The organism is Pseudomonas sp. FW507-12TSA (assembly GCF_058781435.1).
On the sequence record NZ_JBYSWT010000013.1, the window covers coordinates 21,646 to 34,736 of the forward strand.

10 protein-coding genes are annotated in these 13,091 nt (G+C 64.0%); 1 reads left to right on the plus strand and 9 read right to left on the minus strand.

From position 1 onward, the window contains the following. Nucleotides 1-128 precede the first annotated feature (128 nt). On the plus strand, nt 129-470 hold the full coding sequence (locus tag AC3WK8_RS14190) for a hypothetical protein (protein WP_085596896.1): 342 nt from the start codon (nt 129-131) through the stop codon (nt 468-470). Between the two features lie 233 nt (nt 471-703). Here the strand turns inward: AC3WK8_RS14190 and AC3WK8_RS14195 are convergent, their stop codons facing one another. The 9 genes from AC3WK8_RS14195 to AC3WK8_RS14235 all read right to left on the minus strand — a co-directional run bounded on the left by AC3WK8_RS14195 (nt 704) and on the right by AC3WK8_RS14235 (nt 13,065). After that, nucleotides 704-1,756 (minus strand): hypothetical protein, encoded by a 1,053-nt coding sequence (locus AC3WK8_RS14195; RefSeq protein ID WP_103325224.1) that lies wholly within the window; start codon nt 1,754-1,756, stop codon nt 704-706. Between the two features lie 14 nt (nt 1,757-1,770). Beyond that, nucleotides 1,771-3,591, minus strand: a complete 1,821-nt coding sequence (locus tag AC3WK8_RS14200) for a hypothetical protein (protein WP_103325223.1) — start codon at nt 3,589-3,591, stop codon at nt 1,771-1,773. 3 nt (nt 3,592-3,594) lie between these two features. Further along, entirely contained in the window at nt 3,595-4,887 is a 1,293-nt protein-coding gene (locus AC3WK8_RS14205) for a hypothetical protein (RefSeq protein ID WP_103325221.1), read from the minus strand. Nucleotides 4,888-4,900: 13 nt separating this feature from the next. Further along, nucleotides 4,901-5,845, minus strand: coding sequence for a hypothetical protein (locus tag AC3WK8_RS14210; RefSeq protein ID WP_103325220.1), 945 nt, complete (start codon nt 5,843-5,845; stop codon nt 4,901-4,903). 74 nt (nt 5,846-5,919) lie between these two features. Continuing rightward, complete coding sequence (locus AC3WK8_RS14215) at nt 5,920-8,346, minus strand: hypothetical protein (protein WP_103325218.1); 2,427 nt, start codon at nt 8,344-8,346, stop codon at nt 5,920-5,922. Between the two features lie 10 nt (nt 8,347-8,356). Further along, nucleotides 8,357-9,532, minus strand: a complete 1,176-nt coding sequence (locus tag AC3WK8_RS14220) for a hypothetical protein (RefSeq protein ID WP_103325217.1) — start codon at nt 9,530-9,532, stop codon at nt 8,357-8,359. Next, nucleotides 9,511-10,956 carry an alkaline phosphatase family protein gene (locus AC3WK8_RS14225; protein ID WP_103325215.1) on the minus strand — a complete coding sequence of 482 codons (1,446 nt, stop codon included), beginning with the start codon at nt 10,954-10,956 and terminating at the stop codon, nt 9,511-9,513. Before AC3WK8_RS14225 ends, AC3WK8_RS14220 begins: the two co-directional genes overlap by 22 nt. Continuing rightward, complete coding sequence (gene eboE / locus AC3WK8_RS14230) at nt 10,946-12,184, minus strand: metabolite traffic protein EboE (protein ID WP_103325214.1); 1,239 nt, start codon at nt 12,182-12,184, stop codon at nt 10,946-10,948. Before eboE ends, AC3WK8_RS14225 begins: the two co-directional genes overlap by 11 nt. Beyond that, complete coding sequence (locus AC3WK8_RS14235; protein WP_022641311.1) at nt 12,181-13,065, minus strand: TatD family hydrolase; 885 nt, start codon at nt 13,063-13,065, stop codon at nt 12,181-12,183. Before AC3WK8_RS14235 ends, eboE begins: the two co-directional genes overlap by 4 nt. Nucleotides 13,066-13,091: the final 26 nt, after the last annotated feature.

Below are 13,091 nucleotides of genomic sequence, written 5' to 3' on the forward strand. Positions count from 1 at the left end.
CAAGCGCCCGGGGACATGAGCAAGACACCATGGATGGAGGTCTTGCATGAGGCGCTGCAAGCTGCTGACCGGAACTATCGTGGATGAGCCGCCAGGCCGCCATCCGGTGATAGGCGTGGATACCGGCATTGCGGGACACCAGGGGCGGTGACCGCTTCGTCGTCAGGGGCCTGGTGCGCAGCTTCTATCTGCTCCAGCTCGCGGCCTTGCTGAATGCCGTGGGGGCCCGTTGCGGGCAGTTGGCGATTGCCTGGTGGATCCTGCACAAGACGGGCGATGCGCTGCTGTTTTCCGCCTCCGTCGCCATTGCCACCTTCGCCGATGTCTTGTCCCGGGCCTTGTGCGGCTGGCTGGGCGATGAGTATGACCGCCAGCGCCTGCTGGCGTCATTCCCTTCGGTGTCCTGGTCGGTGGCGCATTCGCCGAGACGTTGGGCGCAAGCGCAGCCATGGCAGTGCTCGGCTTGCTGATCGTCCTGGCCGTGACGCCCTGCATGTTCTGCAGAGCGCTGGTCCGGGTGCTGGGCATGAACGATGATCGACTCAGGAATGCCTGCAATGACCTCTGCCCCAGGGCTTTTGCAGATTGACGCAGGGGGGCGCTGGCCCTCACCGCTCGAGCATCGCTGATGCGCTGTGCGCTGCGGTCCGCTGAAGGCAGCCGTAGCGCACAGCCAGTTCAGCCACTTTGGCCGACCGGGCTCTTACAGCGCCACCCGCCGCAGGCAGCCAGCCAGGGCCACCACCCGCTGGTCCGGCGTGGGAATCGCCCGGCCACTCAGGCCCATGCCCTCGCTAACCAGCACCGCGCCCTCGACACAACACAGGTTGGAGGGCGTATCCAGGCCACTGGCCAGAACCTGCACGCTGCGCTGTTGCAGGTCGCAGCGCAGCAGGCGCCCGCTGAAACGGGCGAATCCGCCGTGCAAGGCCTCGCCGGACCAGTCCGGCTGCAAGGGCTGCAACAGCCGGTCGCACAACTCCAGCACCAGGATCCGCCCTTGCGGGTCCAGGGCCAGCCCGGTGGGTAATTGCAGCCCGCGCACCAACACCTCGATCCGTCCGTTGTCGGGCCAGGCCCGGATCACCTGGCCGGCCTTGTCGGCGAACTCGATACCCAGGCGCGCCGGGTCGTGGCGCAGTTCGCCGGAAAACAGGCTGATCAGCACCGCCCCGCTCTGCGGCTCGTACACCAGGGTTACCGGCACGGCTTCCTGGCCCTGGTCCAGGTCGGGCAATTGCGCCAGGACCTGTTCGCCGTCATCGACGAACTCCACCAGTTGGTTGGTATCGGGCTTGACCGCCAGCCAGCTGCGACGCCCAGGGTGGTAGCACAGCGAGTTGAGGTTGCCGCGGCTGTGGAATACCGGTTCGGGCGGGCTGTATTGCAGGTCGACGAGCTTCGAGCCGGCGACATAGTCGGTCTGGCTGGCCAGGCAACGCCCGGCTCCCAGGGCGATGTCCGACAGGCCCATGATTTCATCGCGCAACATCCGCGACTGCATGTTCATCGAGCGAAAACCCTGGGCCAGTACCTCGGGGGGCAAGTACTCGCCGGGAGCTTGCGGGTTCGGGCGCAGGCGGCTGATGCGCCCACTGAAGGGCTGGTCTGCCAGCCCCGAGCCGGCTTCGGCCAGCAGCAGGCTGCCATCTTCCTGGAGGCAGACGCCACGAGGGTTGAGCAGGCCGTGGGCAACGATCTGGCTGGGCCGCAGTTGTTGTTCCGGCTGTGCGGGGATATGCAGGGCAACAGGCATGGGCGTCTTCTCCTTCAAGGCTGCCATGGGGTGCCGTTGAGCCAGGCGGTGAGCAACGCGCGCTGGCTCGGCGACATCGAGCGCACCACCGACATGTACAGCGTGGTGTTCTGGTAGTCGGGAGAGATCCGCGCGAGGATCGCCTGCTTGGCCCCCATTACCGCGTCGGGCTGGTTGAGCTGGATGTAGCGCGACATGGCCGGGAAGGCCAGGTAATGAAAGCGCAGCACGTTCTCGTACACCTGCTCCCAGGTGACCTGGCTGCCGGCCGGGATGCCGAAATCGGTGCGCGAGTATTTGCGGAAGTTGCTGTAGGTCGGATAGGTGGTGTCGTTGTTGATGATGTAGGTCAGCGTGGTGAAGCCGGCCAGGGCGCTGGAGTCGCTCTGCGGGCTGATGTTGAAGCTCACCGAGGACTGGCCAGCCGGTACCGTCAGCGAGTTCGGGAACTGCAGGAAATCCCAGTACTGCTTGCCCTGGTAAGTGTTGGTCGCCGCCGCCGCGATGCCGATCTGTATGTCCTTCGGCATCGGTCCTCCAAGATAGCGAGCTTGCAAGGTGACCTGGATGCTGCGGTCGTTGGGATCGAAGTAGCTGTTGCGCTGATCGGTGTAGACCCGGTAGGCAACCTCGCGGGCGGACATCGGTGGATTCTGGGTAGTTCCGGGGGCACTGACATTCAGGGGATTGTTCTGGACCTGCTGCAACTGGGTCATGTTCAGCGGTAGATCAAGAATGCCGCCGTACAGGTAGTAGTCGAACAGCATCGGATCGCTGGGTTGGTAGAGCGCCAGCGGCGTATTGCCAGCCGCGATGGTGATGGGACCGTAGTCGGCGTTCGGGCCGATGGGGCTGGTGATGTCGTCGCGCCGGGCCCTGAAGGTCTGCTTGGGGACCAGGTTGACCATGTCCAGGCTCAGCAGGCCATTGGCGACCTCGGCATAGGCGACGCTGCCGATGTTCTTGTCGGCATTGACCAGTTGCCGGCCCGGCGGGCAGATCTGCGGCTCGTTGGCATAGGCGGTGGCCAGTGTACCGATGACCCGGCCAATGCTCGGGTTGGGGCTGAACTGATTGGCCGCGTAGTCGGCGTTCAGTTGCGCGGTGGTCAAGGTCGGGCACATTTCGAACATCACGAAACGCAGGACCAGGCCGGTGGCGCGTGGATCCTCGATCAGCGCCTTGAGCCCGGGGCTGGCATGGTTGTAGCTGACGATGCTGCTCAGGGGGAACGTCAGCTGGAAGGTGCCGCTGCCATGGAAGGAGCCGGGCGAGTCCATGGTTCGCGGCAGCAGTACCCGGGTATTGACGTCGAAGCTGCTGCACACGCTGTCCCAGCGGATCAGCAGTTGGGGCGTGTCGCCATCGCCGATCTGCAGGCCACCGACGAAAATCTGCGTGGTGGTGGTCGCCGTCGGGTCCAGGTCGACCATCATCGGTCCCGAGTAGGGGCCTTGCCCTGTGCCGGGGACCAGGGAACCGAGCAGGTACACCGGTTGGCCGACCAGGTCGCCGCTGGGCTCGATGTTGCCCGGGGTGCCCTGGGAGCTGATCCGTGCATTCTGCAGGCTCACCACATGGTCGCCGTAGTGGTTCCAGCCGCCGGCGGTGTAGCGGCTCTGGGGACCGATCTCGGGGTCGGGAGCGTTGATCAGCGCATACAACTGGTCATCGCTATAGCCCTGCGCGGCGGGAGCCACCACCGAGTTCGTCAGGTCGAACAGATCCATCGTGCTGGTCGCGCCGGTGGGCAGGGTCGGCGAGTTGTTGGGCACGCTGACATCGGTGGAGATACCGCCCCAGAAGTTCAGCCGGGGTCCGTTCAATATGCTCATGGTCTAGTCCTTGGCCTGGTGGCTGGCGGTTGCTGGGGCTTGGGCGAAGCGGAACACGTAGGAGAAGTCACTCTTGCTGAAGCTGTTCAGCGGGGTCGCCATGGTGTGGCAGTTCATGCAGCTGCTACTGGGCTGGATATAGGCTTCCATGGTGACGTTGGCTGACAGCGATGGCGTCGGCGCGCCCAGCGGGTTGCCCGGGTTGTTGGGCTGCTGTGGGCGCTGGGTGGTGATCAGCTGGTAGTTCTTGAACACGCTGGATTGCACCGGCGGACTACTCTGGAACTGCCCGTTGACCTGCTGGGTGCCCGGGGTGATCGGGGTGTAGCGGTTCAGTGGGTCCGGGGTCTTGAAGCTGGCGCCGGGCTTGGGCTGGCACACCATGCCCGAGTTCACCGGTTGCCAGTTGCAGGGCGACTGGTTGACCTTGTTCGCCGGGGCCGAAGCATCGTAGTAGGAGTAGAAGACGCCGGCTGCCGGCTGATCCACCCACTGGTTCCCTTGCTGGACCTTGGGCGGCACGTTGTCGACCTGCTCGAAGGTCGACCACACCCACTGCGGGAAGCCATCCACCTTGGTGATGATGTGCAGGCCCACCAGTCCCAGGTTGGCGTCCATCACGCCAATGGGCTTGCCCTGGTCGTCGAACTTCGTGACCTGGGCCTGCATCGTCAGGTAGCGGCTGGTGTCGTCGCTGGCGGTCATGATGCGCCAGCTGGACTTGACCTCCGTGGCGTTGCTGGGGAACTTGATGCTCTTGGCCGCCTCGACGATATCGGCGTTGTAGAACTGGTTGTCGACGATGTAGCTGTAGGACACCTGGTTGGTGGCGATGTCGTAGTAGGTCGGGTTCTGGCGCTGGTCGATCAGCCAGCCACCCACGGCCTGCAGGTCCGATTGCACCACCTGGTTGTTCTTCACCGCGGCGATGTTGATCAGGCTCAGGCTCCGGGCTTTCGGCGGGGTATCCCAGGGGCCTGGGTCCTGGCCGTCAGGCAGGAAGGTCTCGGCGACGCTCTTGTAGCTCTGCCACACGGTATCGCCAGTGCTGCCCAGGGGCTTGCTGCAATCCGGGGTGCCACGTTGCCCGGCCAGGGCCGGCCAGTTCAAGGCGATGAACAGCTGCCAGCTGTATTGATCGAAGGCCTGCTGCGACGCCCCGGCCGCAGGGACCACCGGCAGCGGCGGGCACTGGCCGACGGTCTGCGAGGTCGCTGCCGTGGGCTGCAGGGCACTGGCCGGCAGGCTGGCCGCGACCAACAGCAGCAGCGCGGTGAAACGGCTCCAATGATTCATGAGGCGGCTCCTGTCACTGCGAAATGGGCGCGAGTTGGTTCCACTGCGGCCGTGCACCGTTCTTCAGCGATGGCGGTGGGGTGAAGAGCTGGCAGTCCGGCGGGTTGGACGGGCACATCTGCGCCACCTGGTCCCAGGTCTTGGCCGGGTCCGGCTTGGCGTTGCTCCAGTTGCGGTAGTTCTGGCTGACGATGGGGGCGTTGGCCACGCTGGCATCGCCGGAGAAGTAGAACGACTGCGGGTGCTGGTAGGCCGGCTGGCCCGGGCCGTCGCTGGTGGCCTGCTTGTTGAAGGCATAGCCGAACAGGATCGGTGGCTGGCCCTGGGGTTTGAGCTCCAGGGCATAGGCCAGCACGCTGCCGCCCAGGTTCTGGCTGCGGCTGGCGCTGTAGGGCAGGTGCTTGACGAAGTCCTGGCGCGGCGGATGGTTCATTGGCGAGAACATGCAGCAGGCCGGCATGTCCTTGGGGCGGTCCTCGGGGTAGGTGAGGAAGTAGGCCTTGTTGCCCAGGGAGACGAAGGAGCAGGTGTAGTTGTTGTCCTTGATCGGGAAGATCGGCAGACAGTACTTCTCGTAGTGCTCCATCATCGCCCCGGTGCCGTCGCCGTCGGCCGGTACATAGGTGTTGTCGTAGTAGCTGGTGCCCTGGGACACCGTGTAGTCGCTCGGTTGCAGGGTGCTGGGCGGGCTGCTGTAGGGCGGCTGGTTCTTCTCGTAGTTGTTGGTGACCCGGTACATGGTCCAGTCGCTGATCCAGGTCGCGGGGAACTGCGGGTCGGCCGGCTCACCGGCCTTGCGCTTGGCGATGCAGTTGTTGTTCAGGGCGGTGCAGCCCTTGGTGTTGTGCACGCCCATGTTGAAATACACGTTGTCGCCGTTCTGGTCGGCCAGTACCGCCTGGCTGGCGCAGAGCAAGGTGGCGGCTGCCAGCAGGTGCCTGAAGATACGGATTCGCATCGCAACGCTCCTTGGGATGGACCGGGCGCGCATCTCGCGCTCGGCATCCGTTCAGTGATGATCGTGATTGGGGCTCACGGGCACTCGGTGATGTTGAGCTTCTGGGGCGGGTATCCCTGTTTCACCAACTGGTTGGCCCAGGTTTCCAGCACCTTGCGCCGGCTTTGCGGCAGATCCCGGGTGATGGGCATCGCCAGGGTGCTTTCCTCCTGGTACTTCTGGCTGATCAGGCGGGTGAACTGCTCGATCGCCCCTTCGATGCGCTGCAGCGAGTCCAGCGGCATGAACTTGTTCATGATCGGGTACAGGTAGTAGAAGGGCCGGAGGATCCTGGGAAAGATGAACTGATTCCAGATCCGCACGTTGGAGTCGGTGTACTTGCACACCTGGTTCCAGGTCTCGACGAACTCCTCGAGCAGATTCGGTTCCTGCGGCAGCACCCGGATCGGTGCCAGGAAGTCGATGTAGGCGTCATTGACGTTGAAGCTGAACGACACCGGTTCATCCGCCAAGAAGAAGCGCAGGGTCGGGAAGCCAGGTGCTGTGCCTTTTACCGAGATCTGCGCCACCCCTTGGTCGTCGGTCTCGATCAGCGCCACGCTGTAGTTCACGTTGATGTTCGAACCATCCAAGGGGGTTTGCTGGGGCTGACCGCCGACGAGTTGCAGGCAGGCCTTCAAGGACAAGGCCGAGGGCTGGCCGAGGAACGCCTTGTAGGTGATCGGCACGGACTCTTGCTTCTTGGCCTTCGACAGGGCCTGGAGCCTGCGACCACGGCCCACGGCCAGAAGGTTGGCAGTAACCGGGCTGTTGACGAACCGCGGCAGGTTCTCGGTGTTTTGACTGCGATCCCCCGGAAAGTCATTGATCAGGGTGAAATCGACTTCATCGTTGGTGAACCCCAGGTAGTAGCTACTGGTGGTCGCGCTGAAGGCGTTGTTGTATTCGGCGACTCGCAGCCGGGTGCCCTTGGGCGCAGGCTTGCCGTTGCATTGCACCATGATCTTCAGGGTCAGCGGCTGGGGATCGCCGACATTGATGAAGCTGCCGCTTTCGATGACCTCGGCGGTCCAGGTCTGTTGCGCGGCGGCGACCAGTGTCGGGGAACTGCCCTGCAAGTGCAGCTCTAGCCGGCCTTCCTGCTTCAGCTGCTCCTGGGCCTGCGGGCTCAGCGGCAGGTCGAGCAGACCGGCCCGCTTGTCGTACTCGCTCTGGCGGTAATGCTCGAAACCGAAGCTGGCCAGGGTAATGGGCGTCGGGCTGTCCGTGGTGCGATAGACCACGTCGTAGCTGCCGACGTTGAACTTGCCGGGAACCGGGACCCCCTTGTTCGCCTCAACGATCGCTGGAGGCACCAGAGGATCGTCACCGACCGGAAAGAACGGAAAGGTATTGCCCAGGTCCAGGGACAGTACATCGCCGTTGGCCTGGGCGCTGATGACACCGAGGGTGACCGTCTGATCCCGGGTCGGCGGGTAGATGATCGAGTCGCCCGGAACCGCCTTGAAGAACGGGACCGGCTCCTTGGGAGCCAGGCGCAGCCCGGCCGGCGCCGTGGGGTATTCCTTGTCGGCGAACCACAGGCCCAGCGTACCGACGGTACGGCTATAGGCCGGGTTGTAGAAGATATCGGCCACGTTGTTCAGGCCCTTCTGGTACATGTCATGCATCGCCTGCAGGGCCGCTTCACTCTTGGAGTGGCTGTTCACCGGCGGGAAGTCGTTGAAGATGCCGTTCAGGTCGTAGAAGGTCAGGAAGGTGGTGAATCTGAACATCAGGCCCTGGGCGCCTTGTTTATTCATCTGCTCGAACAAGGTTTTCAACAGTACGGAATTACCGGCGTTCCATTGCAGGGTCTCTTTCGGGAAGCAGGTCTGCCAGGTGGTGGTCACGTAGTTCAGGCCACCAAAAGCCCCCCAGTTGAAGTTAAGGAAGCGGTCGAGCATGCGGTACTGGCGCGGCATGACCAGCCCGCACTGATCATCGCCGATGGTCATGTTGTCGAAATACAGCGCGGTAAAGGTGTTCTGCCAGGGGCTGATATCGACGAAGCGCGCGGGGGTCGGTTCGGTACCGCCGAAGGGGGCGCCATAGAACTGGTAGCCCTTGTCGATCAGCGCGTCGTTGGAAATATAGCTGTTGGCCTGGAACTCACCGCCAACGATGGTCGAGCGAATGTTCTTGTAGTCGACCGTGCCGCAGGAGTTATCGCCGAACAGGTCCCATTCGGCGGGAATCATCGGATAGCCCTTTGGACTGCCGTTACCGGGCACCTGCAGGACATAGTCCGGCACCTCCTCGTACTTCAGGCCCGTGATCATCCAGGGCAGCAGCTTGCTGCTGGCGTTGGCATCGTTGATGCCGAATTTGTTGAGAAACTTCCAGTTCATGCACATGTTCACCGCGTCGTACAGCGGGAATACGTCGTTGTTGTTGGCGGTTGGCGGGTTCCAGTACATGTGGCCGTTGAAGTAGATCCGTGGAAAGTTCAAGACGCTCATGAGCTGCTCCTTAGCGTTGCCATTGGGCGCGTTTCAGCGACCAGACATAGTCCAGTTTGTGGTAGCCATCGAAGTCGGAAGGCGGCAGTACGGCGGTGGGGTAGACGATGCCGTCGTTCTGCGGGATGGCGAAGTCGAAGAAGGTGTTTTTCTTGATGGCGGCGGTGTTATGGCAGGCCAGGCACGAGGAACTGCTCTGGAAGGCCGACTCCAACTGCGAGTTGGCCAGCAGCTTGGGCTCTGGATTATCGGGGTTGTACTGCACGCCAATGAGCTCGTAGCTGGCCAGCGTCGGGTTCTGCTGCTGGAACTGCGGATTCACCTTCTGGGCGGCCTCGGTCGGACCAGTGGTGTTGGTCATTGGCTGCGGCTTGGGCTGGTTGGTCACGGTGTAGTCGGGGTTGTGGCGGTTCTCGAAGGTGGTCCAGACCCAACCCTCGGTCAGCTTGTTGATCACATGCATGCCGCTGAGCCCGGCAAAACCTGTGTGGTAGTTGCCCATCTTGTCGATGTAGAAGCCCTGGGCGATGTAGTAGCCCTGGGTGGCGAGTTGCTGCTTGAAGGTGGCATCGCCACCGATCCACAGCCAGGAGGTCTTCAGTTCCCAGGCGGTGGCGGGAAACACCAGGTCGGTGGTCAGGGTGGAGAGGCCGTTACGGTTGTAGACCTTCTGATTGACGATGTAGTTGTAGGTCTGCTCGCCCATCAACAGGTGGAAGCGCACGGGCTGGCCAGCCTGCGCCGGTGGCGCCTTGTTGCCCATGTAGAGGGCCAGGCCGTCGACCTGCTGGATGCCGTTGTTGGTGCTGCCGTCACGGTCGTCGCCCAGGTTGAGGAACAGCCCGTTGGGGTCCATTCCGGGGATGCCACCGGCTGCCTGGGTCACCTCGACCGGAACGTTGGCAGGCATGTTGTACGGCAGGGGTGGTCCGCCGTTGCTGAGGTACACCTCGTTGGAGGGTTTGAAGGATTCCCAGAGCAGTTGTGAGCTCTTGGATGGATCGGGCTTGTTCAGGCATACGAACCAGTTCCAGGCCATGGTGTCCGGGTCTTGCTGGAAGGACTTGAAGGTGCCCTCCCGGTCACCCGCGAAATTGAGGAAGTCTTTGCATTCGAAAGTGCTGGCTGCCTGGGCTTGCGCGAGGCAACCCAGCATACCGAGCACTATAGGGATGGTTCGCCGCATGGAATCTCCTTGGCCTGAGCCGTATCGTCATAGGGGCGCCCTAGGAAATGCGCTAGGAGCAGGTGCTTTACCGCAGTGGCCGGTAACTGCTCCGGCAGTGGTAAATCACAATCGGTGATCAACAAGGGGCCGACCTGCTCGCTGCTCGGCAAGCGTCCATGGCTGCCGCGAATCAGTCCGGTGTCCAGGGGGATCAAGTCCATGTAGTAGCGAAAGCCGAGCTTCTTCTGCAGCAGGCGGCGCGCCACTCGCAGCTTGGGAAAGCGGATCGCCGGGTCGACGAACAGCTCCAGTGGGTCGTAGCCCGGCTTGCGGTGGATATCCACGGTGCGGGCGAAGTCCGGGGCCAGGCGGTCGTCCAGCCAGTAGTAGTAATCGAACCAGAAGCCCGGTGCGGCCACCGCCACCAGCTCGCCGCTGCGCGGATGGTCGAGCTGCCAGGCCCGCTGCTCGTGCTTGTCCAGCACCTGCTCGATGCCGGGCTGGCGTTGCAGCAGCGCCTTGACCCGGGCGATGTCTTGCGCACGGTGCACATACACGTGGGCAATCTGGTGGTCGGCCACCGCAAAGGCAGCGCTGGCGCCGGGGTCCAGCAGCTCCCAGGCCACCGAGTGGCGCACTTGCAACAGGCCCTGTTCGCGCAGGATGCGGTTGATGGAGATCGACTGCTGCACCGCCTCGATGCCGTATTCGGAGACCAGCATCACCGCCGCGTCCTGGGCCCGGGCGAAGTCCAGCAAACGCCCGACCTCATGGTCGATGGCCCGCACTTCGTCGGCGATGGACGGGTGCTCGGGCCCTACCCGTTGCAGGCTGTAGTCCAGGTGCGGCAGGTAGACCAGTTGCAGGTCGGGACGGGTGATCTGGAACTCGGCCATGGCGCAGTCGACGATCCAGCGGCTGGAGGCGATCCCGGCGGCCGGCCCCCAGAAACCCGGGAACGGAAACTCGCCGATCTGCTGCTCGACACGCTGGTGCAGGTCCGAAGGGGAGGAGTACAGGCCGAACAACTTGCGCCCGTCGGCCGGGTAGTGGGGGCGCGGGGTGATCGCGGCGTCCACCTCGGCGTACATGTTGAACCACCAGAACAACTGGCTGCAGCGCAGGCCGGGGATCTCCCGTTGCAGGGCTTGCCAGACCTTTTCGCCCTGGACCAGGGCGTTGGGTTGCAGCCAGAAGCGCACTTCGGCCTGGTCGCGAAAGTACCATCCGTTGCCGACGATACCGTGCCCCGAAGGGGGCAGGCCGGTGATGAACGAAGCTTGTACCGTCGAAGTCACCGCCGGGAAAACCGGGCGCAGCGTGGCCATCCGCGCCCTTTGCAACAAGGCGTTGATCCGTGGCGTGGCCGCTCCCAGCAGGCTGGGGGTCAGGCCCACCACGTTGATCAGCAGCAGCGGCTGGCGGGCGCGCTCAGTTGGCATGGGCGGGGCGCTCCAGGGGGCTGGATTGGACACGCAGCAGCTGGCGCTGGCGCAGTTGTCCCTCGACCCACTGCAATTCCGCGGCAATACCCCGCAGCAGCGCCTGCTGGCCATCCGGACGCAGGGTGTCGGGCAGCACGTTCCAGCTGTAGGTCTCGACCTCCAGCACCGGTTGGAAATGCGGATGCTCGGCGAGGAAGTCGAAGGTGCGCAGCAGGGCCTGCTGGCTGCCGTGAAGCTCGGCCAGCAGGAACTGCTCGCTGAACAGCGGCACATGGAAATGGATCCGCAGCTCCGGGCATTGTCCCAGTGCCGGCGCCGTTGCCTTTAGTGCAGCGGGCAGGTCGGCCCAGGCCAGCAGTTGCCCGCTGGCATCCCGGGCCTTGACCTGATGCAGGTAGGTGGCTTCGACGAAGTTGCCCAGGGCCTGCAGGACCTGCTCGCGGCGCCGGCGATCGGCGAATGGCAGCTGGCAGACCAGGGCGTTGGACAGCTGGATCTTGCCCACCGGTACCCGGGCCGCCAGCAGGCGTTCAAGGGCTTGGTAGCAGTCTTCGAACATCACCGCCTGGTGGCAGACATCGAAGCACAAGGCCAGGTAGCCGTGATGGGGATCGACGCTGCGCCAGTGCTTGAAGAAGGCGATGGCCTGCTCGGTATTCTCCAGCACGCAGTCCGGCTCCATCTCCAGGCACACCAGGATCCGCTTGCCGCTCTGGCGATGCAGGCTGGCCAGTTCGGCGGTCAGTTGCCGCAGTTGCTCCTCGGCCTGCTGTTGCTGGGCCGGGTCCCAGCTGGCGGCATAGCCCAGGGGCACGCTGGAGATCACCCCCTGGTGACAGTCCAGGGGCAGCGCGGCAGCCAGCAAATGGGCCAATTGCAGGCTGTATTCCAGGCGCGGCGGCTCGGCCCAGGTTGGCCGGTAGACCTCGGCCTTCACCACGCCCTCATGGAACTGGCCATAGGGGAAGCCATTGAGCGAGGTCAGGCGCAGCCCGCACTCGTGCAGCAGGTCGAGGAAGGCCTCGCGGGCCTCTGGCTGCTGCAACTGGGCGGCGGCCCGGGCGCTGATCCATAGGCCGCTGTCCTGGACCGCCAGCCCCCGCTGCCGGCGCACGCCCTGGAACTGTTCCTGGATCGACGCCCGCAGGGCCGCGAGGTCCGGCGCCGGGTGCACGTTGCCGCAATAGCCCAGTTGCGCAGCGCTCCAGCCGCTCCGGCTGCTCATTTGACCACCGGCTCCTGGCCCCGCAGGGCAGAGTTGTCTTGCCACTGGCGACGCTGGTCGATGGGCAGCGCAGTGCTGACCAACTGCTTGTCCAGTTGCCCGCTCTGGGCGAAGAAGTCCACCGGGTTGTGGAACAGCACCTGCTCCACCTGGGCTTCGCTGAAGCCGGCGGCAAGCATCGCCTGCCCGGTCTTGGGCACCTTGAGCGGGTCGCTGATGCCCCAGTCGGCGGCGCTGTTGACCACCATCTTCTCGGTGCCGTACTGCTGCAGCAGGGCCACCATGCGCTGCTCGGACATCTTGGTGTTGGGGTAGATGGAGTGCCCGCGCCAGCAGTCGCTGTCCAGCACCAGGGGCAGGGTCAGTTCGTTGAGGTGGTCGATGATCACCAGGTGTTCGGCGATCCCCACCTCGCGGATCACCGCCAGGGTGCGCTTGGTGCCGCCGATCTTGTCCCGGTGCGGGGTGTGCACCAGGACCGGCAGGTTGAATTGCCTGGCCAGTTCGAGCTGGGCAGCGAGAAAGCGATCCTCTTCGGGGGTGATGTCGTCGTAGCCGATCTCGCCGACGGCCACCACGCCGTCCTTGACCAGGTAGCGCGGCAGGATCTCCAGCACCTCGTTGGCCACCGACAGGTCGTTGGCCTCCTTGGGATTCAGGCCGATGGTGCAGAAATGGTGGATGCCGAACATGCTGGCGCGAAAACGCTCCCAGCCCAGCAGGGTGTCGAAGTAGTCGATGAAGCTGCCGACGCTGGTGCGCGCCTGGCCTTGCCAGAAGGCCGGCTCGATGACCGCGGTGATGCCGGCGGCGGCCATGTTCTGGTAGTCGTCGGTGGTGCGGCTGACCATATGGATATGCGGATCGAAATACTTGGCCATGGTGAATCCCTGAGGTAGTGGTGGAG